This window comes from Mesorhizobium sp. M4B.F.Ca.ET.089.01.1.1, from assembly GCF_004022605.1.
Classification (GTDB): domain Bacteria; phylum Pseudomonadota; class Alphaproteobacteria; order Rhizobiales; family Rhizobiaceae; genus Mesorhizobium; species Mesorhizobium abyssinicae.
In genome coordinates, this window is sequence record NZ_RZOS01000036.1 from 1 (window position 1) to 26,251 (window position 26,251).

The 26,251-nt window shown below is 65.2% G+C and carries 25 protein-coding genes and 1 pseudogene; 16 read left to right on the forward strand and 10 right to left on the reverse strand.

Going from position 1 to position 26,251, the window contains the following annotated elements:
* From EN780_RS06115 to era, 7 genes are all read left to right on the forward strand, one after another.
* The coding region (locus tag EN780_RS06115) for a VOC family protein (protein ID WP_128272611.1) at window positions 1–321 on the forward strand (321 nt) is incomplete at its 5' end.
* A gap of 647 nt (window positions 322–968) precedes the next feature.
* Window positions 969–1,514 carry a DUF417 family protein gene (locus EN780_RS06125; protein ID WP_128272613.1) on the forward strand — a complete coding sequence of 182 codons (546 nt, stop codon included), beginning with the start codon at window positions 969–971 and terminating at the stop codon, window positions 1,512–1,514.
* A 434-nt stretch (window positions 1,515–1,948) separates the two neighbouring features.
* Window positions 1,949–2,542: a DUF2062 domain-containing protein gene (locus tag EN780_RS06130; protein WP_127286190.1), complete on the forward strand. Its 594-nt coding sequence runs from the start codon at window positions 1,949–1,951 to the stop codon at window positions 2,540–2,542.
* Window positions 2,539–2,952, forward strand: coding sequence for a holo-ACP synthase (gene acpS, locus EN780_RS06135; protein ID WP_128272615.1), 414 nt, complete (start codon window positions 2,539–2,541; stop codon window positions 2,950–2,952). The genes EN780_RS06130 and acpS overlap by 4 nt, the downstream gene beginning before the upstream one ends.
* A 76-nt stretch (window positions 2,953–3,028) precedes the next feature.
* Window positions 3,029–3,778: a signal peptidase I gene (gene lepB, locus EN780_RS06140; RefSeq protein ID WP_128272617.1), complete on the forward strand. Its 750-nt coding sequence runs from the start codon at window positions 3,029–3,031 to the stop codon at window positions 3,776–3,778.
* A 3-nt stretch (window positions 3,779–3,781) separates the two neighbouring features.
* Window positions 3,782–4,507 carry a ribonuclease III gene (gene rnc / locus EN780_RS06145; RefSeq protein WP_128272619.1) on the forward strand — a complete coding sequence of 242 codons (726 nt, stop codon included), beginning with the start codon at window positions 3,782–3,784 and terminating at the stop codon, window positions 4,505–4,507.
* Window positions 4,504–5,430 (forward strand): GTPase Era, encoded by a 927-nt coding sequence (gene era, locus EN780_RS06150; protein WP_128272621.1) that lies wholly within the window; start codon window positions 4,504–4,506, stop codon window positions 5,428–5,430. The genes rnc and era overlap by 4 nt, the downstream gene beginning before the upstream one ends.
* Window positions 5,431–5,486: 56 nt before the next feature.
* Here era and EN780_RS06155 read toward each other — a convergent pair whose 3' ends face one another.
* On the reverse strand, window positions 5,487–6,287 hold the full coding sequence (locus EN780_RS06155; RefSeq protein ID WP_128272623.1) for a type II CAAX endopeptidase family protein: 801 nt from the start codon (window positions 6,285–6,287) through the stop codon (window positions 5,487–5,489).
* Window positions 6,288–6,522: 235 nt separating this feature from the next.
* Between EN780_RS06155 and recO the strand changes: the two genes are divergently transcribed.
* Window positions 6,523–7,272 (forward strand): DNA repair protein RecO, encoded by a 750-nt coding sequence (gene recO, locus EN780_RS06160; RefSeq protein ID WP_127392462.1) that lies wholly within the window; start codon window positions 6,523–6,525, stop codon window positions 7,270–7,272.
* Window positions 7,273–7,281: 9 nt separating this feature from the next.
* On the opposite strand, the gene EN780_RS06165 is transcribed toward recO, so the two are convergent.
* A complete protein-coding gene (locus EN780_RS06165) occupies window positions 7,282–7,746 on the reverse strand; it encodes an NUDIX domain-containing protein (RefSeq protein WP_127392463.1) in 465 nt (154 codons plus the stop codon).
* A gap of 254 nt (window positions 7,747–8,000) precedes the next feature.
* Between EN780_RS06165 and EN780_RS06170 the strand changes: the two genes are divergently transcribed.
* The 6 genes from EN780_RS06170 to EN780_RS06195 all read left to right on the forward strand — a co-directional run bounded on the left by EN780_RS06170 (window position 8,001) and on the right by EN780_RS06195 (window position 15,516).
* Entirely contained in the window at window positions 8,001–10,769 is a 2,769-nt protein-coding gene (locus EN780_RS06170) for a DUF2339 domain-containing protein (RefSeq protein WP_128272625.1), read from the forward strand.
* 141 nt (window positions 10,770–10,910) lie between these two features.
* Window positions 10,911–11,429 carry an RNA polymerase sigma factor gene (locus EN780_RS06175; protein WP_127393954.1) on the forward strand — a complete coding sequence of 173 codons (519 nt, stop codon included), beginning with the start codon at window positions 10,911–10,913 and terminating at the stop codon, window positions 11,427–11,429.
* Window positions 11,426–12,217 (forward strand): anti-sigma factor, encoded by a 792-nt coding sequence (locus EN780_RS06180; RefSeq protein WP_127284255.1) that lies wholly within the window; start codon window positions 11,426–11,428, stop codon window positions 12,215–12,217. The genes EN780_RS06175 and EN780_RS06180 overlap by 4 nt, the downstream gene beginning before the upstream one ends.
* Before the next feature lie 209 nt (window positions 12,218–12,426).
* Window positions 12,427–13,524, forward strand: a complete 1,098-nt coding sequence (locus EN780_RS06185; protein WP_127393636.1) for a peptidase C39 family protein — start codon at window positions 12,427–12,429, stop codon at window positions 13,522–13,524.
* A 5-nt stretch (window positions 13,525–13,529) separates the two neighbouring features.
* Window positions 13,530–14,993, forward strand: a complete 1,464-nt coding sequence (locus tag EN780_RS06190; protein WP_128272627.1) for a RimK family protein — start codon at window positions 13,530–13,532, stop codon at window positions 14,991–14,993.
* Window positions 14,994–15,243: 250 nt separating this feature from the next.
* Entirely contained in the window at window positions 15,244–15,516 is a 273-nt protein-coding gene (locus EN780_RS06195; RefSeq protein ID WP_127310342.1) for a DUF3303 family protein, read from the forward strand.
* Between the two features lie 14 nt (window positions 15,517–15,530).
* Here the strand turns inward: EN780_RS06195 and EN780_RS06200 are convergent, their stop codons facing one another.
* Complete coding sequence (locus tag EN780_RS06200) at window positions 15,531–16,457, reverse strand: LysR substrate-binding domain-containing protein (protein WP_127310343.1); 927 nt, start codon at window positions 16,455–16,457, stop codon at window positions 15,531–15,533.
* Between the two features lie 110 nt (window positions 16,458–16,567).
* Between EN780_RS06200 and EN780_RS06205 the strand changes: the two genes are divergently transcribed.
* A complete protein-coding gene (locus tag EN780_RS06205; protein ID WP_128272629.1) occupies window positions 16,568–17,458 on the forward strand; it encodes a fatty acid desaturase family protein in 891 nt (296 codons plus the stop codon).
* A 10-nt stretch (window positions 17,459–17,468) separates the two neighbouring features.
* Here the strand turns inward: EN780_RS06205 and EN780_RS06210 are convergent, their stop codons facing one another.
* The 6 genes and pseudogenes from EN780_RS06210 to EN780_RS06235 form a co-directional block, all read right to left on the reverse strand.
* Window positions 17,469–19,607: an EAL domain-containing protein gene (locus EN780_RS06210; protein ID WP_128272631.1), complete on the reverse strand. Its 2,139-nt coding sequence runs from the start codon at window positions 19,605–19,607 to the stop codon at window positions 17,469–17,471.
* Window positions 19,608–19,760: 153 nt separating this feature from the next.
* Window positions 19,761–20,368, reverse strand: a pseudogene (locus EN780_RS06215) (methyltransferase domain-containing protein).
* A gap of 206 nt (window positions 20,369–20,574) precedes the next feature.
* Window positions 20,575–21,564 (reverse strand): AraC family transcriptional regulator, encoded by a 990-nt coding sequence (locus EN780_RS06220; RefSeq protein ID WP_245499888.1) that lies wholly within the window; start codon window positions 21,562–21,564, stop codon window positions 20,575–20,577.
* Window positions 21,565–21,628: 64 nt separating this feature from the next.
* Window positions 21,629–22,459 (reverse strand): oxidoreductase, encoded by an 831-nt coding sequence (locus tag EN780_RS06225; protein ID WP_128272635.1) that lies wholly within the window; start codon window positions 22,457–22,459, stop codon window positions 21,629–21,631.
* A 125-nt stretch (window positions 22,460–22,584) separates the two neighbouring features.
* Entirely contained in the window at window positions 22,585–23,223 is a 639-nt protein-coding gene (locus tag EN780_RS06230) for an HD family hydrolase (RefSeq protein WP_127393137.1), read from the reverse strand.
* Window positions 23,223–24,083, reverse strand: coding sequence for a folate-binding protein YgfZ (locus EN780_RS06235; protein WP_128272637.1), 861 nt, complete (start codon window positions 24,081–24,083; stop codon window positions 23,223–23,225). Before EN780_RS06235 ends, EN780_RS06230 begins: the two co-directional genes overlap by 1 nt.
* Window positions 24,084–24,167: 84 nt before the next feature.
* Between EN780_RS06235 and EN780_RS06240 the strand changes: the two genes are divergently transcribed.
* The gene (locus EN780_RS06240) at window positions 24,168–25,499 is read left to right on the forward strand and encodes a dihydroorotase (RefSeq protein ID WP_128272639.1); all 1,332 of its coding nucleotides are present in this window, start codon (window positions 24,168–24,170) and stop codon (window positions 25,497–25,499) included.
* 22 nt (window positions 25,500–25,521) lie between these two features.
* Here the strand turns inward: EN780_RS06240 and EN780_RS06245 are convergent.
* Window positions 25,522–26,251, reverse strand: a 730-nt coding sequence (locus EN780_RS06245; RefSeq protein WP_128272641.1) for a hypothetical protein, incomplete at its 5' end; no start/stop codon positions are given.

Consider the following 26,251-nt stretch of genomic DNA (forward strand, 5'->3'; position numbering starts at 1 on the left):
TTCTACCAGCGCGTGCTCGGTCTCCAGCGCCTGGACGAACCGAACCGGCCGACCGCGCTGTTGTTCGGATCGCAGAAGATCAACCTGCACGAAGTCGGCCGCACCTTCGAGCCGAAGGCCAAGGCGCCGACGCCCGGCGCCGGCGATTTTTGCCTCGTCGCGGCAAGGCCGCTTGCCGAGATCTGCGCCAGCCTGGCGGCCAGCAATGTCGCCATCGAGGTCGGGCCGGTAGAGCGAGCCGGCGCGCGTGGGCCGATGATGTCGCTCTATTTCCGCGATCCGGACGGCAACCTGGTCGAGGTCAGCGAGTACCTCACCTAAGCCAGAACGGCCAGATTGTCTGGCGGATAGTGATGTGGCCAAGCGCTATCTTGCCAAGGCTGAGGACAATTCCGCTTCGACAGGGCACTCGAGGCAAGCGGTATAGTTGCATAGCCGGCAAATTCGGTATGCATGGTCCTCGCTGCTGACGAGCCCGCGCAGCAGCTTGGCGGCAAGTCTGCCGAACTCCTGCAGCTCCTCCGAACTTAGAACTGTGAGCGCTGATGCGAGCCCCGCCTGACGAGCGGAAAGAATTGCACCACAGGTCGTCTCGCCCAGAGGCGTGAGTCTTAGCGCTACCGCGCGATGATCGTCAGGCGCCGAGGATCGAGCCGCCAATCCGTCCGCGACCAGTCGATCGACCAGTCGAACGGCGCCTGAATGCGACAATGAAAGAGCGCGTCGCAGCCTCTCGATCGAGAGACCAGGTACGTGGCCAACGAGGGTGATGGCCGCAGCCGCGGGGCCGGGCTCCGGCGCTCGTGCCTGAGCGTCCCGCTGCAGCGTGTCCGCAAAGGCCAGCGCCAGAGCACCAATCACATTCTCGATCCTGGAATCAGCCATCAGCGAAAAATATATGCTTGGAGCATATACATCAAGATCGCGTTATTGTATGCTTGGAGCATATAAATAGAAGGAGGCAGGCTATGTTCACCCCGGCAACGGCACCCGCGCCCTTCGTGGCGCGCATCAATCGAACTGGCGACCGCCTTGCTACTGTTGGCCGTGCGGTAGCCCTATCGGGGGTGGTGCTTCCGCTGCTGTTGATCGGCATTTTGAAATTCACCTCGATCGAGATCGAGGCGCTTAAGCCATTTGTTGAGAATACGCCTTGGCTGGCATGGCTTTATCCCGCATTCGGATTTGCCGGGGCTTCCTACTTCCTGGGCGTGATCGAACTGATCGCTGCGCTTCTGTTGGCTGCGTCTTTCCGCAGTGTCTGGGCTGGCCTCGTCGGAGGCGCGATCGGTTCAATCACCTTTGCGCTGACGGCCTCGACAATGCTCGCTCTGCCAATCTGGGAGGCGGGTTCGGAAGGGTTTCCCTTTCTCAATGGGCTGGGTGCCTTCCTAATCAAGGATGTCGCATTGCTGGGCGTGAGCCTGGTCATACTGGGTGGCAGCCTGCAGCGACTTGCGTCGAGCCACGACCGGGAAATCGCACACGGCGATGAACGGCGAAACAAAGGGTGAGAATATGACCCTACTCGCCAGGAGATTGGAAGACCACATCCGGCACCCTCAGCGGATTCGTCGGACCCCAGACTGCCAACCTCGCAATCATCCCCGGTGACATCGGCAGGACCGTTGCTTCACTCCGGCGACGGCTGGTTTGCGAGGGCGGCAACGCCGGCCGAGCGCCAGGTTGCGACCGACGTCGCAGCGCTGCATTAGCTGGCGGGGCGAACTGCCGCACGTGAGCGACTTGACCCCGCCTCCACAAATCCGCCGTGTTTCTAATATGCTCGAGCGGCGAGACGCTGGCCGGACGTTGTCCTTCTGCTGGCGCGTCGCTATATCAAAGTCGCTGTTGCCTTCGGGCGGCCTCGAAGCGCAAGATATGGCAGTCGCCTGCCGGCTCGGGATCGCCGGAACAGCCTGTGTTGAGTACTAGGAACCGGAACAGAGTGCTTTTTCGACGCCGCGAGCCTGATGGCATTTTTGAGCGGGTGCGTACCTATCTTTGGCCGCGCCGCTCGTTCTCGCGCTCGGTGCAGTATTTCTCGAAGCGCATCCTGAGGCTGAAGGCCACCCCGCATGCCGTCGCCGCCGGCGTCGCGGCCGGCGTGTTTGCCTCGTTCTTCCCGCTCGGCTTCCACTTCGTGATCGCCGCCGTGCTGTGCTGGGTGATCGCCGGCAATCTGGTGGCGGCCGCGCTCGGCGCCGTGTTCTTCGGCAATCCGCTGACCTTTCCGCTGCTGTGGGGTGCATCCTGGGAAACCGGCAAGCTCATCCTGCACGAACGCCTGCCCAAGCATGGACCGCCCGAGCACCTTGGGGAAATGATGCACACGCTTTCGTTCGCGAAACTGTGGCACCCGGTGCTGGAGCCGATGCTGATCGGCGCGGTGCCGCTCGGCCTCGTCTTCGGCCTGTTCTTCTACGGCATCACCCGATGGGGCATGACCGCCTTTCGCGAGCGGCGCAGGAAGCGCATGGCCGAGAGGGCGCACAAGGCCAGGCTCGGTGGTCATGGCGGGCGGGAAGTTCCCGCGGAATGATCATCGGCATCGGCAGCGACCTGATCGATATCAGACGCATCGAGAAGTCGCTGGAACGGCACGGCCAGCGCTTCATCCAGCGCATCTACACCGAGGTCGAACAGGCCCGCTCGGAAGGCCGCGCGGCGCGCGTCGCGTCCTACGCCAAACGTTTCGCCGCCAAGGAGGCCTGCGCCAAGGCGCTGGGCACGGGCATGGCGCATGGCGTCTTCTGGCGCGACATGGGCGTCGTCAACCTGCCCGGCGGCAAGCCGACCATGGCGCTGACCGGCGGCGCGGCGGCACAGCTCGGCAAGATCCTGCCGCGGGGGCATAAGGCGGTAATCCACCTCACCATCACCGACGATTTCCCGCTTGCTCAAGCCTTTGTGATCATCGAGGCGTTGCCCGCCGAAGAAGCGCCACATTGATTGCTTCTGACCTCCGGCTGACGTTGCCCAGCGCGCGCCGAGACTCTATACCAACCAACGCACAATCGAGGACGACATGAGCGTGGCTGAAAAATCCGAGAAGAAATCCGGCGGGCTTGGCGAAACCGTCAGCGTCATCATTCAGGCGCTGCTGCTCGCGCTGGTCATCCGCACCTTCCTGTTCCAGCCATTCTCGATCCCGTCCGGATCGATGCGCCCGACCTTGCTCGAAGGCGACTATCTCTTCGTCACCAAATGGTCCTATGGCTATTCGCGCTATTCACTGCCGTTCGGTCCTGATATCTTCTCCGGCCGTATCTGGGGCTCCGCGCCGAAGCGCGGCGACGTGGTGGTGTTCAAGTTCCCGCCGGACCCGTCCATCGACTACATCAAGCGCGTCATCGGCCTGCCCGGCGACAAGATCCAGGTCAAGGACGGCCAGCTCTTCATCAACGGCGCCGGCGTGCCGCGCGAGAAGGTCGGCCAGATCGACAACCCTGATATCACCGAGGTCGATCGTCCGGTCGATGTCTATCGCGAGACGCTGCCCAACGGCATCACCTATGACACGCTCGACCTGACGCCGAACTCGATCGGCGACAACACGCGCGAGTTCGACGTGCCGCCCGGCCACTACTTCATGATGGGCGACAATCGCGACAACTCGTCCGACAGCCGCTTCACCGTCGGCTTCGTGCCGGAAGAGAACCTGGTCGGCCGCGCCAACATCATCTTCTTCTCGATCGCCGATGGCGCGAGCCCGCTCGAAGTCTGGAAGTGGCCGTCGCTGATGCGCGCCGCGCGCCTGTTCCATTTCGTCAGCTAGCTGATGGCGTCAACGAAGCGGCTCACCGCCGATGCGCTCGCCGAAGCGCTCATTGAGCGCACAGGCCACGCCTTTGGCGACCGGCAGCGGCTGCAGCGGGCGCTGACCCATGCCAGCGCCCGGTCGAGCCATGCCGGCGTCGACTATGAGCGCTTCGAATTCCTCGGCGACCGTGTGCTTGGCCTTGTCGTGGCCGACATGCTGCTCGCGGCATTCCCGAACGCGGCCGAGGGCGAGCTGTCGCTGCGGTTGAACGCCCTGGTCAATGCCGAGGCGCTGTCCGAAATCGCCGAGGAGATCGGCCTGCCGGAACTGATCCGCGCCGGCTCGGACGTGCGCGGCCTCGATGGGCGCAAGCGTGTCAACCTGCGCGCCGATGCGCTGGAATCGCTGATCGCCGTGCTCTATCTCGACGGCGGCTTGGATGCGGCCCGAGCGTTCATCCACCGCTATTGGCAGCCGCGCTCGCAGGCCATCGGCGCTGCCCGTCGCGACGCCAAGACCGAATTGCAGGAAGGGGCGCATCAGGGGGCGGGCGCGACGCCCGCCTACCGCATCGACGGCAGGGAGGGGCCGGACCACGATCCGCTGTTCACCGTCAGCGTCAAGGTCGGCCAGTTCGCGCCGGCCATCGGCAGCGGTCGCTCCAAGCGCGAGGCCGAGCAGGCGGCGGCGGCGGCGCTGCTGCTGCGCGAGGGTGTCTGGATGAATGAAGGAAGCGCGGCATGAGCGAAGAAGCGGCACAGGCGGGCGAGGCCCCCGCGACGCACTCCGGCTTCGTCGCGCTGATCGGCGCGCCCAATGCCGGCAAGTCGACCTTGGTCAACCAACTGGTCGGCGCCAAGGTGTCGATCGTCACCCACAAGGTGCAGACCACCCGCGCCATCGTGCGCGGCATCGCCACGCATGAGAACGCCCAGATCGTCTTCGTCGACACGCCCGGCATCTTCAAGCCGAAGCGGCGGCTGGACACGGCGATGGTGACCACCGCCTGGGGGGGCGCCAAGGATGCCGATATCGTCGTGCTTTTGATCGATGCCGAGCGCGGCATCCGCGGCGATGCGGACGCCATCCTCGACCGGCTGAAGGATGTCCGGCAGCCGATGCTTCTGGTCCTCAACAAGGTCGACCGGGTCAAGCCCGAGGTGCTCCTGGCGCTGGCGGCGACGGCGAACGAGCGCGTGCCGTTCAAGCGCACCTTCATGGTCTCGGCACTGACCGGCTCCGGCTGCAAGGACCTGCTCGACTATCTTGCGCAAACCTTGCCGGCCGGCCCCTGGTACTATCCGGAGGACCAGATCTCCGACCTGCCGATGCGCCAGCTCGCGGCCGAGATCACCCGCGAAAAGCTCTACCTGCGACTGCATCAGGAGCTGCCCTATTCCTCCCATATCGAGACCGAGAAATGGGAGGAGAAGAAGGACGGCTCGGTGCGTATCGAGCAGGTCATCTATGTCGAGCGCGACAGCCAGAAGAAGATCGTGCTCGGCCACAAGGGCGAGACCATCCGCGCCATCGGCCAGGCGGCGCGCATGGAGATCGCGGGCATACTGGAGCAGAAGGTGCACCTCTTTCTGTTCGTCAAGGTGCGCGAGAACTGGGGCGACGACCCCGAGCGCTACCGCGAGATGGGGTTGGAGTTTCCGCACTAAGGCAAGCAAAGGCGCGGCGCCCGGAGACGGGCGCCGCGCCTGTTTGAGGAGCGGGTTCAGGCGGTGGCGACAGCCGGCTTTGTCCTTTCCCGGCGCGCAAAGCTCTCCGTGCCGTAATAGGCGACGATCGCGACCGCGATGACCGCCCAGATCGCCACGCCGATCCACTGCTGCTGCACATAGTCGCCGTCGACGAACACCTTGCCGAGGAAGCGCACGCTGTTCTGGTGCGTGACATGCATCAGGAAGGCGAGAAGCACGCTGCCGGTGTTCTGGTAAAGCCAGGTGAACACGATGCCGGCCAGAACGACATTGATCGTGCCGTAGAGGCTGAGGTCGCCGACCAGGCCGAGCGGGAAGTGCCAGATGGCCCAGATCACGCCGAGGATCAGGCTGCCGGCAAGCGCGGAATGACTAGTGAGCAGACGTGGCGTGGCGAAGCCGCGCCAGCCGGGCTCCTCGCCGAGCGGGCCGCTGAAGATCGCATAGAGGCCGATGATCGGCAGCATCTCGGAGACGGCGGGAATGTTGTCCCAGGCGGGGGCTGCCGCTCCGAACAGCGGATTGATCAGGATCGAAGCCAGCTGCGCCCCGAACGGCAGGCCGAACGCCACCAGATACCAGAATGGGCGAACCCGCCACTTCACCATCGAGGCGAGGATGGGCTTGACCGAAGCCCAGCCGCCGGCAAGTGCTGCGACGATGAAACCGGCGACCATCGGGCCGAAGGTGAACCAGGGAATGCTCTCGCCGCCGGAGAGCCAGAAGGGGATGAACGCCAGCCAGGTCAGGCCGAGCGCCAGCGAAAAGAAGGCGGTCAGCTGGTGCCGCCGCACCAGGCTCAGGAAGGAAGGCATTTGTCTGGTCCTCTCGTCGGGCGGATTGGCAAATGAGAGGTCGGCTTGCCCGATGGGTCGACCACAGCAAAGGGACCGGCCGCGCCGGTCGACATGCCCGCATATGGCGCCAGCGCGGGACAAAAATCCCGATCGGTTTCTGAGAGATTTCCGATATTTGCGATTGGCGGCTGTCCCGGCACCAGGCCCGTTCCAACCTTGATTTCGCCGCCCGATCGGTGAAATGCTCCCTCGCATGGAATGGCGCGACGAGGGAATCATTCTCGGCACCCGCAAGCATGGCGAAACCAGCGCCATCCTCGAGGTGATGACGCGCGCCCATGGCCGCCATCTCGGCCTTGTGCGCGGCGGCCGCTCGCGCAAGCAGCAGCCGGTGCTGCAGCCGGGAAATCGCGTCGACCTCCTGTGGCGGGCCCGCCTCGACGAGCATCTCGGCACCTTCCAGGCCGAGGCGATCGAGATGAACGCCGCTCGCTTGATCGACAGCGCCGTCGCCGTCTACGGCCTGCAGACCATGGCCGCGCATCTGCGCTTGCTGCCCGAGCGCGACGCCCATGGCGCGCTTTACGAGACGCTTGCCGTCATGATCGCCCATCTCGACGACGCCGACGCGGCGGGCGAGCTGGTGGCGCGCTTCGAATTGCTGATCCTCGACGAGCTCGGCTTCGGCCTCGACCTCAGCCAGTGCGCTGCGACCGGCTCCAGGCAGGACCTCGCCTATGTCTCGCCGAAATCCGGCCGCGCCGTCTCCCGCGCCGCCGGCGCCCCCTGGCACGACAAGATGCTGGCGCTGCCGGCCTTCCTGCAGCGTTCGGGCCCCAGTGCCGATCAGGCGGCGCTCGAGGACGCGTTCCGGCTGACCGGCTTCTTCTTCAGCCGCCATGTCTACGAGCCGCGCGGCCTCGAACCGCCCGACGCCCGCGCCGGTTTCCTCGCCGCGCTACGCCGGCATCATGCGGCCGGCAAGGCGATCGCCGGAGAGTAGCGCTTGCGCCTAGCCGGCGTTTTGCCGCTCCAGGAAATCGCCGAGAATGGGGCGCTGGCCTTTCAGGATTTTGAGCCCGGCCTCCGGCAAGGAAAACCAGCCGGCTTTGTCCACTTCGGGGAATTCTTTCACTGAACCCGACCTCGGTGGCCACTCCATGGTGAACGTGTTGCTTCTGACGGCGTCCGCATCGAGGTCAGATTCGACACTCCATGCCGTCACGATCTTGCCGCCCGGCTGCCGATAGCTGCCGACCGGCTCGAAATGTCCATCGATCGCGACGCCCAGTTCCTCCTCGGCCTCACGTCGCGCGGCTGCGAGTTCATCCTCGCTCTCGTCGACAAGTCCCTTCGGGATCGACCACGCCCCTTCATCCTTTCTTGCCCAGAATGGTCCGCCGGGATGGACAAGCAGAAATTCGAAAACCCCGCCGGTGCGCCTGTAGATCAGCAGGCCCGCGCTGCGTTGCGGCATTGGTCATCCTCATCAAATCCGGCCGACACTAGCATGACTACTTGCAGCACGTGCCACGCAACCTCGCTCAGCAGGACTATTCCTGGCCGCCTTGACACCTCGGCATTGGATAAAGGCTGCAAGCTGCTGGCATTCGGCTGCGAAACATGCTCGATCTTTGCTGTCGCCGATCCGGCGGCGCGTTTGCCTGGAGGAACCGGCCGTCTGGCCGCCGCAATTGTCAATGACAACCGGCCTGGTTTGGGGGAACCGCCATGTTTGAAAGCCTGATCGGCCTTGCCGCCATCATCGCCCTGTTCGTCATCATTTCGCGCCAGCAGAGCCGCATCGGCCTGATCGAGCGCGAACTTGGCGCGCTGCGCAGCCTCGTGCTTTCGGGCGCCGTGCTACCGGCCGCCAGGCCGGCCGAACAGCCGCAAGCCGACGGCAAGCCGGCCGAGGCGATCACGGCCGAGGTAGCGTCTCCTCCTGTAGCGGATGATGTTGGCGCCGAAGCGCCGGCGGCGCAGGCCGCCGCTGCTGCGGGCGAGGTCGTGTCCGGACCGTGGGCCAAGGACGAAGCGCCGCCGCCAGCGGCGGAGCCTGCGGCCGGCCCCGCCGAGGCCGCGCAACCGGCGAAGGCAGCGCGGCAGACCGACGTCGAGACCGCGCTCGGCACCCGCTGGGCGGTCTGGGTCGGCGGCATCGCGCTGGCGCTGGGCGGCCTGTTCCTGATCCGCTACACCATCGAAGCCGGCATTTTCGGCCCCGGCGTGCGCCTCACCATGGCCGGCATCCTTGGCCTGGTGCTGGTCGGCGGCGGCGAATTCATCCGCCGCACCGGCTTCAAGGTGCCGGTGCAGGGTGCCGCCGGCGCCTATATCCCGGCGATCCTGACGGCGGCCGGCGCCTTCATCCTGTTCGGCACCGTCTATGCCGCTTATGGCATTTACGGCTTCATCGGTCCGGCGCTGGCCTTCACGCTGCTCGGCGTCATTGGCGTGGCGACGATCGCGGCGAGCCTGGTCCATGGCCTGGCGCTAGCCGGCATCGGCCTGATCGGCGCCATGGCGACGCCGGCGCTCGTCTCCTCGCAGGCGCCCAATCCCTGGGCGCTGTTCGTCTATCTGGCGATCGTGCTTGCCGCCACCGCGGCGATTGCCCGCCTGCGCGACTGGAAGGCGCTGGTGGCGGCGGCCTTCGTCGGCACCGGCCTGTGGACCATCCTCTACATGGCCAACACGCCCGCCGCGAACCTGTCGGCCATCCTATTCATCGATGCCGCGACGTTGGCTGTGCTTGCCTTCGTCTGGCTGGGCGCCCGTGGCGCCGAAGCCGAATCCGCCGGCGGTTTCGACTGGCCGTCGATCGCGCCCGCCATCTTCGTCGGGCTTTCTGCGCTGGGGCTTTCGGTCGACCCGGCCTTCACCGTCGCCGGTGATGCGCTGGCGGGCGCCGCGCTGCTTGCCGCGATGCTGGCCGTGGCCCTCTATCGGCCGCGCGCGCTGCCGCTTCTCCATGCCGCCGGCCTGGTGACGGCGATGATCTATCTCGGCATCATCCCGCCGACCTCGATCGGTTCCGATATCGTCGGCGGCAGTCTCGGCGTCGACGGCCAGCCGGTGGTGGTGTCGGATCAGTTGACGCGCAACATCGGCGTCGGGCTCGGCCTGCTGTTCATCGCCGCCGGCTTCTGGGCCGCGCGCCAATGGGTGGCAACCGCCCGCATCCGGTCCGCGTCCTGGGCGGCCTGGGCCGTGATCGCGCCGCTGGTCGTGCTCACGGCGCTGTGGTTCACCTTCGGCAATCTCGACCGCGACTTCCTCTACGCTGCGGTCGCGGCTCTTCTGGTCGTGACTTTCGCCGCCGGCGGTGAATGGCTCGCGCGCGCCGAGGAGCCGCCGCTGAAGGGAGATGTCGCCGTCTCCTTCGCGCTCGGCGGCGCGGCGATCGCCGCCCTGTTGATGCTGCATATGGCCTTCGGCTCCGGCTGGACCACCGTGCTTGTCGGCGCCGCGGCCGTCGTACCGGCGCTGGCGACCCGCTGGCGGTCCTATCCGGTGCTCGGCTGGATTTCGGTTGGCGCCGTCGTCGCCACGCTTGGCCGCGTCGCCTACGACCCGACCATTGTCGGCGCCGCATCGCTTTCGACGACGCCTGTCTTCAACTGGCTGCTGCCGGGCTACGGCGTGCCGGCGCTAGCCTTCGGCTTCGCCGCCTGGCAGCTCGCCCGGACCACAAACGGCCGGCCGCGCCTGGCGATGGAAGCGGGGGCGGCGCTCTTCGCGCTGCTCACGCTCGCCATACTGGTGCGCCACGCCATGCATGGCGGTGTGCTGGACACCGGCACGGTTACGCTCGCCGAACAGGCGATCTACACGCTGATCGCGCTTGGCGCCGGCGCCATCCTTGTCGCCATCGACAGGCGCTCGCCGAGTTCGGTGATGCGCTACGGCTCGATGGCCGTCGGCGTGCTCTCCGTCGCCTTCGTCGCCGTCCGGCATTTCGTGGTGCTGAACCCGCTGTTCACTGACGAATCGACCGGGACGATCCCGGTGTTCAACCTCCTCTTCCTCGCCTATCTCCTGCCGGCGGTCGCCGCCGGCGCGCTGGCGCTCTACGTCCGCGACAAGCGCCCCCGCTGGTACGCGGCGATGCTGGCGCTGGTCGCTTCGCTGCTCGCCTTCGCCTATGCGACGCTGTCGGTCAGGCGGCTGTTCAAAGGCGAGTTCATCGGACTGTGGAGCGGGCTCGGCCAGGTCGAAACCTACACCTATTCGGCGCTGTGGCTGGCCATCGGCGTCGCGCTGCTGACCGCCGGAGTGTGGCTGAAGTCGCAGGTGCTGCGCGTCGCCTCGGCAGCGCTGATCGCGATCGCCGTGCTGAAGGTCTTCCTGTTCGACATGTCGGAGCTGGAAGGCGTGCTCAGGGCGCTGTCCTTCATCGGCCTCGGCGCCGTGCTGATCGGCATCGGCCTGTTCTACCAGCGGCTGCTGACAAGAGCAGCGAAGGAGAAGGCGGAACAAGCAGAAACAATCGGCTAGCCGGGAATAAACCGGCATCCGCCAGCGTTCATTCCATTGCTTGGGTAACCGGAGCGGTGGGCCGCTTCGCGCTGGCTGCTTGCGCCGCGCCCCAAAGGCGCGTTCAATCTGGATGGAAAACGACCTCGAAAACCAGCGGTCATGGACGAAAAGAAGGCAGCGATCCTTGGCGAAATACCGCGTTTGCGCCGCTACGCGCGCTCGCTGCTGCGCGACCGCGATTCGGCCGACGACCTCGTCCAGGACTGCCTCGAACGGGCCCTGGTCAGGCTCGATAACTGGCAGACGGGAGAAAGCCCCAGGAGGTGGCTGTTTACGATCATGCATCATCTGTTCATCGACCAGATGCGCAAGGTGAACCGGCGCGGCGAGGCGGCGATGCTGCCGCTCGAGTCCGGCGAGGCGCAGGCAGCTCCGGCCGATCAGGTCGAGAGCATCGCCTCGCGCGAGATCATCGATGCCTTGCAGGCGATCAGCCCCGATCGCCGCGCGGCGCTGGTCATGGTGGCGATCGAGGGCTTTTCCTATGCCGAGGCGGCCAACATCCTTGGCGTGCCGGCCGGCACGCTGATGTCGCGCATCGCGCGCGGGCGCGAGGAACTGCGCGGCCTGCTGGATGATACGGCGCGCCGCCGCTCGATAAGGATCGTCGAGAAATGACCCGGCGCGATTTCTCCGAACGCGACATCCACATGGCCCTCGACGGCGAGCTGCCCGGCGAGGAGCGCATGGCCTATGAGGCCTGGCTCGAGGCCAATCCCGAAATGAAGGCAAGGAGCGCCCGCTTCGTCGCCGATCGGGCTGCCCTTCGCGCCGCCTTTGCCGGCGTGCTCGAAGAACCGGTGCCGGCACGGCTGAAGCAGGCCGTGTTCGGCGAGGCTCCAGGAAGGACGACAGCCCGGCGCTCGCGCTGGTGGCTTTCGGCCGCGGCCGCCGCCGTGCTGGTGATCGGCGGGCTTGCCGGTTATGTCGCTGGCATCGATGGCATCGGCAGGGGAGGCGAAAGCGAGGATCTGCTCGCCGAGCAGGCGATCGCGGCCCATGTCATCTATGCCGCCGAGAAGCGCCATGCGGTCGAGGTGCCGGCGAGCGACAAGGATCATTTGCAGACCTGGTTGTCCAACCGCGTCGGCCTGAAGCTGGTCGCGCCCGATCTGGTGGCCGAGGGCTTCCAGCTGGTCGGTGGCCGGTTGTTGCCCGCCGGCCAGGGCAAGGCGGCGATGCTGCTCTATGAAGACGCCAATGGGGAGCGCATCTCGCTGTTCGTGACCGCCGAATCGGCCGGCAAATCCAAGGGCACCTATGCAGCGGAGGCCGACGGCCCCGAGGCTGTCTACTGGCTGGACAAGGGCTATGGCTGCGCCGTCGTCGGCTCGCTGCCGCGCGAGCGGCTGGCGGCCGTCGCCAAGAGCGCCTACGGTCAGCTTCTGGCCGGCCTCGCCAGTTGAAAACAGCGGGTTTTTCGATATTGACGCTGCGCTGAAAACAGCGAGTCAGTGCAGAGTTCCTTCAGCATTGGACCACTATTCAACCTGTCACAATTCGGCCCTAATCGAGGAGCGATAGCGCTTGATGAATACTGGTACTGGGGGCCGGTATCATCCATGCTTTAGACAAGGGTCATTCCCACAACCCAATCGAGGTTTCTGAAGCCCGCATGCCTGCCGAGATCCGCAAGGCCCGCGCGTCCGACGTCGATGACCTGGCCGCCATCGAGAAGGCTGTTTTTTCGAGCGATCGCATGTCGCGCCGCTCCTTTCGCCAGCTGATCGAGCGCGAGACCGCCGAGATGCTGGTTGCCGAAAGCGATGGCCGCGTTGCCGGCTATGCCGTGGTGCTGTTTCGCAAGGGCAGCGGCGTCGCCCGGCTCTATTCAATCGCCGTCGGTCCTTTCTTCGGCCAGCTCGGCATAGGCCGCCAGCTGCTGTCGGCGGCGGAGGAGGCGGCCTTCGAGCACGACCGGATGATGCTGCGCCTCGAAGTGCGCGAGGACAATCATCGCGCCATCCGCGTCTATGAGCAGGCCGGCTATCGCAAGATCGGTCGCGAGCCGGACTACTACGAGGACGGCGCCACCGCGTTGCGCTACGAGAAGACCTTGCGCGGCGACGTGCCGATCGCCACCACCGTGCCCTTCTACCCGCAGACCTGCGAGTTCACCTGCGGCCCGTGCTGCCTGATGATGGCGATGGCCAATTTCGACCACGGCTTCGTGCCCGACCCGGTGATGGAAATCCGCCTCTGGCGCGAGGCCACCACCGTCTTCATGATGTCGGGGCCGGGCGGCTGCGAGCCGTTCGGCCTGGCGGTCGCCGGCTATGAAAGCGGGCTCGCGGCGGAGATCTTCGTCTCCTTCCATGGCGCGCTGTTCCTGCAGTCGGTGCGCAGCGAGGACAAGCGCCGGGTGATGGAGCTTGCCCAGGTCGACTTCCGCCGCCGCGCGGAACTTTACGGCATTCCGGTGAATTACCGTCCATTCGCCCTCGATGATGTTCGCAACGCCATCGCGGGGGGCAAGCTGGTGCTGGTGCTGATCAGCGGCTTCCTGATGTTCGGCAAGAAGGTTCCGCATTGGGTGCTGGCCATTGGCGACGACGGCGACCATATCCTGATCCACGATCCATGGGTCGAGGACGAGCGGCAGGAGACGATCCTTGATGCGGCCAACATTCCCGTGCCTTACGGCATCTTCATGAACATGGCGCAGTTCGGTCGCGACGGGCTGCGTGCAGCCATCATTCTGGGGAAGCGCTGACAACAATGACCTGGGTCATCCTTACAGGCAGGCAGAACGATCTCGACCAGGTGGCGACGCCGCACAAGGTCATCACCAACCGCGATTATCTCGCCCATCCGGCGCTGTTTCGCGGCCAGCGGCCGAAGGTCATCAACCTGTCGAACAATTACGGCTATCAGAGCCGCGGCTATTACGCCTCGCTGCTTGCCGGCTCGCGCGGCCACAAGGTGATCCCGACCGTCGAGACGATGATCGACCTGTCGGAGCGCAAGCTCTACGAGCACGCGCTGCCCGAACTGGAGCTCGCGCTCAACAAATGCCGCAAGGATCTCGGCGGCACCTTCCCGGCCAAGGTCGCCATCTTCTTCGGCATCGGTCCGTCGAAGGTATGGGACCGTTTCGCCAAGCTCCTATTCGACTGGTTCCGCGCGCCGGCGCTGGAGGTCCACATCAAGGACAGCGCCGAATGGGCCTCGATCCGCAAGATCGGCTTCCTGCCGCTCGCCCGCATGACCGAGGAGGAGGAGAGGATCTTCCTGCAGTGCCTGGAGACCTACACCAACCGCGAATGGCGCGACACCAAGGGCCGCACGCCGGCGCGCTACACTTTCGCGACCCTGGTCGATCCGCATGAGGAATTGCCGCCGTCGGAGATTTCCTCGCTGCGCTACTGGGCGAGGATCGCCGAGAAGATGGGCGTCGAAATCGAGCCGATCACCAGGAAGGACCTAGCCAAGCTCGCCAACTACGACGCGCTGTTCATCCGCGAGACCACCTCGATCTCCAACCACACCTACCGCTTCGCCCGCCGCGCCCAGCAGGAAGGCATGCCCGTCATCGACGACCCGCTGTCGATGATCCGCTGCACCAACAAGGTCTATCTCAACGAGCTGATGACCTACAACAAGGTGCCGGTGCCGCCGACGGTGATGATCGCCGGCACGTCCGATCTCGAGGTGGCGGCGCAGACGCTGGGCTTCCCGCTGGTGCTGAAGATCCCGGATTCCTCGTTCTCGCGCGGCGTCAAGAAATGCGGGACCCTGGAGGAACTAACCCGGCTCGCGACCGAGTGGCTGGAGGATTCCGACCTTCTGATCGCGCAGAAATTCATCCCGACCGAATATGACTGGCGCGTCGGCGTGCTCGGCGGTCAGCCGCTGTTTGCCGTGCACTACCTGATGGCCAAGAAGCACTGGCAGATCGTCAACCACAAGGCCAATGGCAAGCCCGACCAGGGCGGCATCAAGACCTTCACGCTGAAGGAGACGCCGCATCATGTCGTCGAGACGGCGGTCAAGGCGGCGCGCTGCATCGGCGACGGCCTCTATGGTGTCGACCTCAAGGAGACCAAGGACGGCGTCTTCGTCATCGAGGTCAACGACAATCCCAATCTCGACCACGGCTGGGAAGATTCGGGCGAGAAGGACGAGGTCTGGGTGCGGCTGACGCAATGGTTCCTGGACCGGCTGGAGCGGCCGGGGCGGTAGCGGCCGGGGAGGGAATTGAGGAACTGGGGAATTGAGGAACTGGGGGATTGAAGAACTGGAGAACTGGGGAAGTGAGGAAGTGAGGAACCGAGAACTGGGGAATTGAAGAACTGAGAAAGTGAGGAAGTGAGGAACCGAGGAAGTCAGGACTGATGGCTGCGCCAGCCACTCAATTCTCCAGTTCTCCAGTTCTCCAGTTCTTCAGTTCTCCAGTTCCCCAATTCCAAGCCGTTCAAACTGGGGGAAAAGCATGCTGTTTTTCGTCATCGAGGACTTTCACGGCTGCGACCGCAAGGAGATCTACCGCCGCTTCCGCGACCGGGGCCGGCTGAAGCCGGACGAGCTTGTCGTCCACCACAGCTGGATCGCGGCGGATATGAGCCGCTGCTTCCTGCTGGTCGAGGCCCACGACGTCACCATCCTGCAGCGCTGGGCGATCGAATGGAATGATCTGGTGGAGTTCGAGATCATTCCCGTGGCGACCAGCAAGGACATGACGGCGGCGTTGGCCAGCCATCTCTGACCGGCGCCTTCCGGTCACGAGCTGTCGCGTGAACGCAGCGCCGGCGATTCGACCGAGCGCAGGCACTCCTCGATCAGCCATTTGCGGAATGCCGCTACCACGTCTCGCCTGGCGCTGCGTTCCGGGATCGTCAGGCAATAGGGCTGGCGCAGCTGGAGCGCGCCGGCAACGGGCCGCGCCAGCCGACCGTCCTCGACCACCTCGGCGCAGAAGACGCCTTGCGCCAGGGCAACTCCAAGCCCGGAAATGGCAAGGTCGAGCGCCGCCCGCGACGAATTCGCCGACAGGCCGCGTTGGATTGTCCGGCCCGGATCGATCCCCGCTGCCTCGAACCAGTTGCGCCAGGACGGGAACGACGCGCCGGTCGGTCCCCAGTCCGTATGGATCAGCGGCAGGCCGGCGAGGTCGTCACGCTTCATCGCGCCGCTCAGCGCCGGCGCGCAGACGGGATAGACGGCGTCCCTGACGATGTCCTCGGTCGGGTGCTCGCGGTAGTGCGGGCCGTAGGAAAGCCTGATGTCGATCAGCTCGCGGTCGAACGGCACCGGGTCGTCGTCGCCCCTGAGCGAGATGTCGACGGCGCCGTGGCTGGCGACAAAGCCGTAGAGACGCTCGGAAAGCCAGCCCATCGCCATGGACGGCGGCACTGACACGACGAGCCGGGGGCGGAAGGCCCCGCCGCTGACCTCGCGCGAGACGCTGCCGATCTCCTGGAAGGCCATGGTCAGCCTCGGCAGCATCTCCACGCCGGCCTCGGTCAACACGACGCGCCGGTTGACGCGATGGAACAGCTTGCGGCCCATCTGCTCCTCGACGGTGCGGATGAGCTGGCTGACCGCGGCTGCCGAGATCGACAGTTCTTCCGCAGCCGCGACAAAGCTCCCGGCGCGCGCCGCCGCCTCGAAGGCTTGCAGTCCTTTCAGTGAGGGTAGCGTGGCCACGAGCAATCCAGAGATAAGTTGAACTTATCTAGATTGCAGAAATCCTCATTTTTAGAAAGGTTTCTTTGTGGCTAATGTGCGTGGACAAACTCAAGCAGCCGGATCGAATCATGGACCATCGCGACGTCATCGCCTCGCTTACGAATGAGCAGCGCGGTCGCCTGACCGGCAAGTCCGATGGGCCGGGCCTCGTCCAGTCGGCTTTCCATTTCGGCGCCATACTGCTGCTCGGAGGCCTGATCGCCGCCAGGGTGCCGCTCTGGCCGCTGCTGATGCTGCCGCAAGGCATATTGATCGTCTTCCTGTTCACGCTGCTGCATGAGACGGTGCATCGCACAGCCTTCGAGACGCAGTGGCTCAACGATGCCGTCGCTCGCCTGTGCAGCCTGGCGATCGCGCTGCCCGCGGACTGGTTCCGCTATTTCCACTTCGCCCATCACCGCTTCACCCAGGATCCGGACAACGATCCGGAACTCGCCTTTCCGAAGCCTGAAACCCTGCGGCAATATATCGTCCATGTCTCGGGGCTGCCGGTATGGTGGGGGCATTTCAAGACGCTCTACACCAATGCGATCGGCGGCTGCCGGGGCAGCTATGTGCCGCCGAAGGGGTTGCCGAAGGTGCGCGCCGAGGCGCGGGCGATGGTCGCCTTCTACGTCGTCGTGCTGATGCTCGCGCTATGGTTCAGGGCAACGGCGCTGCTTTATGTCTGGATCGTGCCGGCGCTGCTCGGCCAGCCGTTCCTGCGGCTCTATCTGCTTGCCGAGCACGGCCGCTGTCCCCTCGTTGCCAACATGCTCGAGAACACCAGGACGACGCTCACCAACTGGTTCGTCCGCAAGCTTGCCTGGAATATGCCCTTTCACGCCGAGCACCACGCTTATCCCGGCGTGCCGTTCCATCAATTGCCGGAGTTCCACCGGCTGGTCGAGCGCCATCTCAAGGTGGTCGAGCCCGGCTATGTCGGCTTCCACGAGAAATACATCGAGGCGTTGCGCTGAGTGCCATTGCTTATCCGGACTGGCGCAACGCCATGCCTGATCGCAGCAGCCGGTTGATCTGCGCCGCCTTCGCCGGCACGCCGATCAGATAGCCCTGCGCCTCGACGCAGCCGGCCTTGCGCAGCATGTCGAGCTGCGCTTCGGTCTCGACGCCCTCGGCGGTGACGGTGATGCCGAGCTGGGCGCCGAGCCCGATCACGGTGCGCACGATCGCCGCCGAGTCGCGGTTATCGATGTCGCGGATGAAGGAGCGGTCGATCTTGATCTTGTCGACGGGGAAGCGCCGGAGATAGCCGAGCGAGGAATAGCCGGTGCCGAAATCGTCGAGTGCGATGCGGATACCGAGATCGCGCAACTGGCTGAGCGTCTTCAGCACCGTGTCGCTCTCGTCCATCAGCACCGTTTCGGTGATTTCGAGTTCCAGCCGGTGGGCCGGAACGCCGGAAAAGGCCAGTGCCGAGATGACGCTGCGAGCGAAGCTGCCGCTCTTGATCTGCACGGCCGAGACATTGACCGCGATGCGCATCGCATGCGGCCAGCCCGCCGCCGCCGTGCAGGCCTTCCTGAGCGCCCAGTCGCCCAATTGCACGATCAGCCCGGTTTCCTCGGCCGCCGGAATGAAGTTATCGGGCGACACGAGGCCGCGCGTGGGCGAATGCCAGCGCATCAAGGCTTCCGCGCCGACGATGTCGCCAGCCGCGATGTTCATGATCGGCTGGAATTCCAGCTCGAATTCGTTCCGCGGCAGCGCGGCTTCGAGATCGGTTTCAAGCGCCTGGCGCGCCCGCACCATGGCGTCCATGCCGGGCTCGAAGAAACGATAGACGTTGCGGCCCTCGCTCTTGCCCCGGTAAAGCGCCATGTCGGCGTTCTTCAGCAGCGTGTCGGCATCCTTGCCGTCATCGGGATAGAGCGCGATGCCGCAGCTGATGCCGACATGCATCTCGCGGCTCTTGTCGCGATAGGGCTTGCCGATCACCTCGACGATGCGCCGCGCCAGTCTTTCGGCGTCGGCCACGCCGTTGACGCCGAACTGGATGATGGCGAATTCGTCGCCGCCGAAACGGGCGACGACATCCGTCTCGTTGCGCAGGCAGCGCTGCAGCCTCTCGGCCACGCATTTCAGCAGCCAGTCGCCGGCCGGGTGCCCGAACGTGTCGTTGACGGCCTTGAAGCGGTCGAGGTCGAGCGAGAAGATCGCCAGCGGCGCGACTGACGCTTCGCCCAGGGCCTGGTCGAGCCGCTCGCGGAACATCGAGCGGTTGGGCAGGTTGGTCAGCGTGTCGTGATGCGCCAGATGGGTCATGCGCTCTTCGACGAGCTGGCGCTCGGTGATGTCGTCGAAAGTCGCCACCCAGCCGCCGCTCATCGGCCGTCTTGTGACCAGAAGCGTCCTGCCATCGGCAAGGTGGCGGTATGTCGAGTGAATCTTCGCCGCCTTGCGGCAGGCTTCGGTCTTGGCGACTTCGCTGTCGACGTCGATCTTCGTGTAGATGCCGAGTTCCACCAGCCGTTCGAGCGCGTCGCGATGCGTCGTTCCCAGCGGGAAGTCGGCCGCGGTCACATTGTAGAGTTCCAGGAAACGCTCGTTGCGAACGATCATCTTGCCGTCGGCGTCATACATCAACAGGCCTTGCGACATGTTGGCAAGTGCTGCGTCGAAGCGGCGATGCTGCTCTTTCAGCTCCAGCTCGGCGCGCCGCTGCACGGTGATATCCTCGTAGATCGACACCCAGCCGCCCAAAGCCAGCGGCCGGTGCGAGATGTCGATGATGCGGCCATCCGCCAGCGTTTCCTCATAGGTCGAGGGCTTCGCCCCGTCGATATAGGGCTTGCGGATGGCGTAGAGATCCGCCGCGCTGTGCGAGGCGACGCCGATGTCGACGCTGTGCTGGAGGATGTCGAAGAAGCGGATGCCGGGCCGCACGATTGCGGGATCCAGGCAGAAGATGTCGAGGTAGTGGCGGTTGCAGATGATCATGCGCTCGTCGGCGTCGAACATGCACAGCCCATGCGACATGTTTTCGACGGCGGCCGAGAAGCGCTCGTTCTGCTCGCGCAATTCGTCTTCGATGCGCTTTGTCGGGCCGATGTTTGCCGCTCTGCGCCTGCGCGCGGGCGAACCAGCCTTGACCTGAGCGACGGGCATACTCGCGCCTGCGGACCGTGAACTGAGCGAGTACTGTGGTAGTCTCCGGTTAATTTAGCGTTTGTTCAGCTAGCCGAATGCGGCGTAACCGTTGCCTGACGCTTTGCTTCGAGCGCCCCGAAGCGCTTGTCCAGGGAAGCTGTTTCAGCCCGATTATGGGCTGATCGTTGCAACGGTCCTGTCCCTTGGCGCCCTCGCCGGGTGGCGCGCAATCCGGTACACCGCCGCTGGCGGAACGTTCAGCATCGTGCGTCCAATGTGCGTTGCGCTGAGGCCCAGTCCCTCAAGGATCGGCTGCGCGACCGGGCATCGCGGACCATAGGTGAACTGGTAGAACGCCCCGCCGGGCTTCAGGTGAGCAAACGCCCCGTCGAGGATTGCTATCACCTTGTGGTCGGGCATGCTCAGCAGCGGCAAGCCACTGATGACCGCCCCGACGGATGCGTCATTGCGGAATTCGATATCCCCAGGCGGGCGGCGTCCATACGAAGCACGCGCGCCCGCGGAAAACGGGTTTCCAAATGCCGCGCGAAGTTCGCGCCGTATTCGACCAGGGTTAGGTCTTCCGGCCGCACGCCTCGCTCAAGCAGTTTTGCCGTGAAGACGCCGGTGCCAGGCCCAAGCTCGATGACAGGTCCGGTGCTGGATGTGATGTCCTGCGTCATGATCCTGGCCAGCGCGCTGCCGGACGGCGCGACTGCCGCAACCCGGAGCGGCGCGGCAAGCCAGGACCGAAAAAACATCCAGAAATCGTTCTGCATCCACGTCCTCGGAAGAAAGCCAGTGAGAATTCGACGAGGATCTGGATAGCAGCTGCTTGTGCACGGCACAGTGACGGAAGGCGCCGATGCACTTGCGGGGAACGCCAACGGCAAGAGCGCACCCAACGTGGCGGGGTGCTGACGGGGGCGGCGCATCCGGGCGACACCTTCGGTCTTCTCGACCGGTTGCGGCTGGAAAACTCCAGTCAGTGCATGAGGCTGTCGGAAGCCGCCCGTTTCAGGCCGTCAAAGTTGAGTTCCCGCCAGCGGTTGGGGGTCGTGCCCTCCCATTCCCGGAAAGCGCGATAGAACGAACTCGCATCCTGGTAGCCGAGCAGGGAGGCGACCTCGTCAATGTCGGCCGTTGGATCCGATAGCAATTGCCTGCCGAGTTCCTGTCGCGCGTCGACCAGAAGCTCGCGGAAGCTCGTTCCCTGCTCGGTGATACGCCGCTGCAGCGTGCGTTCGCTCATGCCAAGCTCGCGCGCAATGTCGGAAAGCTCCGGCCTTCCGCTCGCCAGGCTTCTCTTGAGAACGCTCTTCACCTGCTCACAGATCGAGCTTTGCGCGCTGAGTTCGCCGAGCGCGGCAGAAAGCGCGGGCGTGAGGATCTCTAGAAGCTCGGGGTTGTGGCCTGGAAAAGGGCGATCGAGGTCGGTGGACCGCAAAACCAGCAGGTCACGCGGGGCGCCGTAACGCACCGGACACCCGAAATAGGTCCGGTGCGCATCGCTTTTCGGATCGGGACGCCTGAATTCGACACGGCTGGGGGTAAGATGCTGTCCCGTTCCCCGCCGGCCGAGTTCGACGACAAAGGCAAAGGCGACATCCGTGGCAACGGCAGGTGTCGGCTCCTTGGCGTAGAGCCATTCGGAGCTTATCGTGCATTCGCCTTTCTCGTCGGCAACATGCAACTGCTCGGGCGAACAGAGGCGCTTGAAGCGCGCGATCCGGGCGATTCCGTCGCGGTAGTTGCGCGCGTGGAAGGCGGCAAGCGTGGATGGCGGATGGATCGCCGTATCGGCGGCTTCGACCAGCCTGATGCCGAGGGCGGGTTCGGGACAGAGGTCTTCGAGAGCCCTCCACAGCTCGAAGTATTGAGCGGTCGTGACAAAGGCGTGTTCGTTGAGGTGAAGGGTGGCGGGAAGCCGGGCCTGCCGCAACAAGGCGGAAGCTGGCAGGCCGAGACGTTCCACTGCGTGCCAGAATGCGCGTGGAGCCTTGCATTTGTCGGCCGGTATTCCGCTCACGCTCTTTCCCTCACCGCATCTGGCTTAGGATGAGGCGGTCGAACATGCGATCGCCCAACCACTTCCTGACACCGATCATCATTCTCGCATACTTGCCGGCGGCGTATCGGGTCCGCGGTCTGGTCGACCTGACGGCCGTCGAGACCACATCGGCGATGACGCTTGGGTCGCTGCCGCGGCCATGGCCGTAGCTCGCTTTCGTCGTCTTCGCCACCATTTGGGCCACCTTCGCATAGGCGCTGGTACCGGATCGCTTCAGAAGTCCGTCCGCTACGACATCGCCAAATCCGGTTTCGATCAGGCCGGGCTCGACAACCACAACCTTGATGCCGAAGGGTGCGAGGTCGAGCCGAAGGCTATCCGACCAGCCCTCCAGCGCATGCTTGGTCGCATGATACCAGGCGCCGAGCAGAGTATAGATCTTGCCGCCCATCGAAGTGATGTTGACGATCGTGCCGGCCTTCTTCCTGCGCATGGCCGGCAGCAGGAGTTGCGTCAGGCGGGCCGGGCCAAACACGTTGACCTCGAACTGATAGCGCGCTTCGTCGATGCCGATATCCTCGACCGGCCCGTAGAGACCGAACCCCGCATTGTTCACGAGCACGTCGACACCGTCGACCTCGGCGAGGATGCTGGCGACAGCCGCGTCGATCTCCGCGCCTTTCGAAATGTCCATGCGCAACGGGCGTGCCCCGAGCGCCGCGAGGTCCTCCATCCTGTCGATCTGGCGCGCGGCCACATAGACCTGAAAGCCGTCCTGAATCAGGCGCTTGGCGATTTCCTTGCCCATGCCGGAGGATGCGCCGGTCACGAGCGCTGTCCTTTTCTGTCTGTCAAACATGATTGCCTCTCATCTTGCTTGAGCCCAATCTAGGGTCGAGCAGAGGTGCCATTCACTGACAGAGCGCGCCATCACAGTAGCAGATTACGCCAAACTTGCCGCGCCTCTCGCGCGGCAGCATTCTTTCACGTCGTGGAATTCGCAGCGACGAAAGACGGACGCTTCGCCTCGAGCGCCGCGAAGCGCTTCAGGAAGGCTGCCTGCGCCCAGGTCACCGAGCGCGGGGTGAAGTCGAAGCGCTCGGCGGAAAAACCGCGCGGACGGCCGAAATATTCGGTCGCTTCGGCTGCGGAGAAGCCTGCAAGCAGCGTCGCCTCGTAGTAGGCGGCGATCTGGTCGGCGCGCTTGATCTCCTTGCGCAAGGCGGCACCGAGGTCCGCCGGCAGTGAGAAGCGCTGGTGGATGGCGCGCTGCAGGCGCAATTCGCAATCCTTGTAGGAGCCGCCCATCACCGACTTGAACGGCGAGATCATGTCGCCGATGACATATTCCGGCGCGTCGTGCAGCAGCGCCGCCAGCCGCGCGTCGGCCGAGGCCGCCGGCACCAGTTCGCAAAACAGCGCCTCCACCAGCAGCGAATGCTGCGCGACCGAAAAGGCGTGCTCGCCGCTGGTCTGGCCGTTCCAGCGGGCGACACGCGCAAGGCCATGCGCGATGTCGGCGATCTCGATGTCGAGGGGCGAGGGGTCGAGCAGGTCGAGCCGCCGGCCTGACAGCATGCGCTGCCAGGCGCGCGGCGGCGCGCCGGCGCGGTCGGCCGCCATCAGGCCTCCTCCGCGCCGGCGGCTTCCTGCGGAAAGCCGAATTTCGCCCAGGTCGGGATGGTGAGCGCGACGGAAACATCGCCGGCCATGATCGGCTGGCCGGCGTCGAGCGCAGCCTTGACGCGGTCGATGCGGGCAATGGCAAGGCCTGCCGCGCCGGCGGTGGAGCCGAGCGTGCCGACCGGTCTTCCGGCGACCATCAGTTCGGTGCCCGGGCCGGGCAGGGCGCTCTCGGCGCCAACGATCAGCACGCGGCGCCTGGCGGTGCCGCGATGCTGCATGCGCGAGACCACTTCCTGGCCGACATAGCAGCCTTTCCTGAAGCCGACGCCGCCGGTCTCGTCGAGCAGCACGTCATGCGGGAAGGCATCGCCGAGCGGGTAGTCGGTCCCGCTTTCGGCAATGCCATGGGCGATGCGCAGCGCTTGCCACGCCGCGACGTCGCCACCCTGCGTCGCGGCGCCATAGCTGCGCTTGACCGCGACGTCATGGAAGCGAGTATCGGCGAACGTCGTTGAATCGGAATCTGAGGCGGTTGAATCACACCCCCACGCGACGGTGACAAGCGCCTGATCTTGCTTGGCAATCTCAGCCCTGGCTCTTAGCCGATAGAGCATCAGCCGGCGCACGAAATCGTCGGCTACGTCAGTCCGGCATTCCAGGCAAAAGCCATTATCGCCGGCGCGCGAGATCAGGAAGTCGAACAGGATCTTGCCTTGCGGGGTCAACAGCGCGCCGGGCTTTGCTTCGCCTGGGCTGAGCGCGTCGAGGTCGGTGGTGAGGATGTTCTGCAGGAAATGCTCGGCTTCCGGGCCTGACACGGAAATGAGGGCGCGGTCTTTCAGCAGGGCAAAGGGCATGGATTGAAAAAGAACCTGATCTTGCAAAACGGTCAGCCTTTACGTAAGCCCCTGACACTCCCCTCGCAAGAGACCGAAACGCCCATGGCCACGACCTACGACCTCATCCTGACAGGCGGCACGGTGGTCAACCATGACGGCGAGGGTTTTCGCGACGTTGGCGTGAAGGCCGGGCGCATCGCCGCGATAGGCGATCTTGGCCAGGCGTCAGCCGGCGAGACGATCGACTGCAGGGGCCTGCATATCCTGCCCGGCGTCGTCGACAGCCAGGTGCATTTCCGCGAGCCGGGATTGGAGCACAAGGAGGATCTGGAGACCGGTTCACGCGCCGCCGTGCTGGGCGGCGTCACCGCCGTCTTCGAGATGCCCAACACCAACCCGCTGACCACCAGCGAAGCTGCCCTTGCCGACAAGGTGCGGCGCGCCACGGGCCGCATGCATTGCGATTTCGCCTTCTGGGTCGGCGGCACCCGCGACAATGCCGGCGATGTCGGCGAGTTGGAACGGCTTCCGGGCGCGGCCGGCATCAAGGTGTTCATGGGTTCGTCTACCGGCGACCTGCTGGTCGAGGACGACGAAGGCGTCGCCTCGATCCTGCGCAACACACGCCGCCGTTCCGCTTTCCATTCGGAGGACGAATTCCGTCTGCGCGAGCGGCTGGGCGAAAGGATCGAGGGTGACCCTTCCTCGCACCCTGTCTGGCGCGACGAGATCGCCGCATTGCGCTGCACCGAGCGGCTGGTGCGCATTGCCAGGCAGACGCGCGCGCGCATCCACGTCCTGCATATCTCGACTGCGGAAGAAATCGTCTTCCTCGAACAGCACAAGGATGTCGCGACCTGCGAGGCGACGCCGCACCATCTGACGCTCGCCGCCGACGACTACGCCCGGCTGGGCACTCTGATCCAGATGAACCCGCCGGTGCGCGACGCGCGCCACCGCGACGGCGTCTGGCGCGGCATATCGCAAGGCATCGTCGACGTGCTGGGCTCGGACCACGCGCCGCACACGCTGGCCGAGAAGGCAAAGCCCTATCCGGCCTCGCCATCCGGCATGACCGGTGTGCAGACGCTGGTGCCGATCATGCTCGACCATGTCAATGCCGGAAGGCTGACCCTGCGGCGCTTCGTCGACCTCGCGAGCCACGGTCCGCAGCGCATTTTCGGCATGGCGCGCAAGGGCCGCATCGCCGCCGGCTACGACGCCGACTTCACCGTCGTGGACCTCAAGCGCCGCCAGACCATCACCAACGCGCAGGCCGGCTCGAAGGCCGGCTGGACGCCCTATGACGGCAAACAGGTCACCGGCTGGCCGGTCGGCACCATCGTGCGCGGTAGACGCGTCATGTGGGAAGGCGAGATCGCTGCGCCTGGACAGGGCAGGGCGGTGGAGTTCTCCGAGGCGCTGCCGGGATAGGCGCCTGCATCCCGTAAGCCGCTCAATCGCCGGCGACGAAGAACATCCACTGGCCCGCCGGCGTGATGCCGACGCGGTAGAAGATGTAGGCGCCGAACTGCTTCATGTCGTTGTAGTCGCCGGCGGTGACGATCTTGAACAGCTCGACCCGCTGCTTGGCGTCGAGCTTGTCGAGCGGCAGCGCGAAGAAATACGGCCAGACATAGAGTTCCTGCGGCGTGCCGGCATCGACATGGACGTAGCCGGCGCTCAGCACCTCTTCCATGATGGCGAGGATCTCCTGACCCTCCGAGTCGCCGGCAAGCCCCTTGAGGAAGGTGATCGGATCGCCCTCGATGTCGCCCAGCGACAGCTGTGTCATCGAATCGCCCTTGCCGATCAGCGGCCTGAGCTTCTCGATGTCGCCGCTCCGGCAGGCCTCGACGATCAGATCATGCATGCGCCTGACCGGTTCCGGCAGCTTGGCGAGGTCGTAGACGACTTCCGGCGGCGGTGCGTCCGGGTCGGAGTTCGGGCTGGCGGTACCGCCGTCGTTCGCAGGCCCTTCCGGCTGGCTCTCCTCGGGCGCGTTGCCCGGCTGGCTGGTGGCGGGCGGGGTCGTGCCGAGCGGATCGGGCATCGGCACGGCGCTGCCGGGCGGCGCCATGTCGTCATCGGCCGATGGTGTCGCCGGCGAGGGCAGATCTTCGCGCTTGATCTCGCTCAGGGCATGGGCAGGGCTGATCGTGAGGCTGCGCGCCAGCGGAATCGCG

Bases quoted from the DNA above. Each gene is read 5' to 3' on its own strand.
- EN780_RS06155 (WP_128272623.1), bottom strand. From the start codon at position 6,287: ATGCCTTCCTTCCTGAGCCTGGTGCGGCGGCACCAGCTGACCGCCTTC.
- EN780_RS06125 (WP_128272613.1), top strand. From the start codon at position 969: ATGTTCACCCCGGCAACGGCACCCGCGCCCTTCGTGGCGCGCATCAAT.
- EN780_RS06240 (WP_128272639.1), top strand. From the start codon at position 24,168: ATGGCCACGACCTACGACCTCATCCTGACAGGCGGCACGGTGGTCAAC.
- EN780_RS06225 (WP_128272635.1), bottom strand. From the start codon at position 22,459: ATGTTTGACAGACAGAAAAGGACAGCGCTCGTGACCGGCGCATCCTCC.
- lepB (WP_128272617.1), top strand. From the start codon at position 3,029: ATGAGCGTGGCTGAAAAATCCGAGAAGAAATCCGGCGGGCTTGGCGAA.
- EN780_RS06180 (WP_127284255.1), top strand. From the start codon at position 11,426: ATGACCCGGCGCGATTTCTCCGAACGCGACATCCACATGGCCCTCGAC.
- EN780_RS06165 (WP_127392463.1), bottom strand. From the start codon at position 7,746: ATGCCGCAACGCAGCGCGGGCCTGCTGATCTACAGGCGCACCGGCGGG.
- recO (WP_127392462.1), top strand. From the start codon at position 6,523: ATGGAATGGCGCGACGAGGGAATCATTCTCGGCACCCGCAAGCATGGC.
- EN780_RS06190 (WP_128272627.1), top strand. From the start codon at position 13,530: ATGACCTGGGTCATCCTTACAGGCAGGCAGAACGATCTCGACCAGGTG.
- EN780_RS06235 (WP_128272637.1), bottom strand. From the start codon at position 24,083: ATGCCCTTTGCCCTGCTGAAAGACCGCGCCCTCATTTCCGTGTCAGGC.
- era (WP_128272621.1), top strand. From the start codon at position 4,504: ATGAGCGAAGAAGCGGCACAGGCGGGCGAGGCCCCCGCGACGCACTCC.
- EN780_RS06175 (WP_127393954.1), top strand. From the start codon at position 10,911: ATGGACGAAAAGAAGGCAGCGATCCTTGGCGAAATACCGCGTTTGCGC.
- EN780_RS06230 (WP_127393137.1), bottom strand. From the start codon at position 23,223: ATGGCGGCCGACCGCGCCGGCGCGCCGCCGCGCGCCTGGCAGCGCATG.
- EN780_RS06210 (WP_128272631.1), bottom strand. From the start codon at position 19,607: ATGCCCGTCGCTCAGGTCAAGGCTGGTTCGCCCGCGCGCAGGCGCAGA.
- EN780_RS06195 (WP_127310342.1), top strand. From the start codon at position 15,244: ATGCTGTTTTTCGTCATCGAGGACTTTCACGGCTGCGACCGCAAGGAG.
- EN780_RS06185 (WP_127393636.1), top strand. From the start codon at position 12,427: ATGCCTGCCGAGATCCGCAAGGCCCGCGCGTCCGACGTCGATGACCTG.
- rnc (WP_128272619.1), top strand. From the start codon at position 3,782: ATGGCGTCAACGAAGCGGCTCACCGCCGATGCGCTCGCCGAAGCGCTC.
- EN780_RS06170 (WP_128272625.1), top strand. From the start codon at position 8,001: ATGTTTGAAAGCCTGATCGGCCTTGCCGCCATCATCGCCCTGTTCGTC.
- EN780_RS06205 (WP_128272629.1), top strand. From the start codon at position 16,568: ATGGACCATCGCGACGTCATCGCCTCGCTTACGAATGAGCAGCGCGGT.
- acpS (WP_128272615.1), top strand. From the start codon at position 2,539: ATGATCATCGGCATCGGCAGCGACCTGATCGATATCAGACGCATCGAG.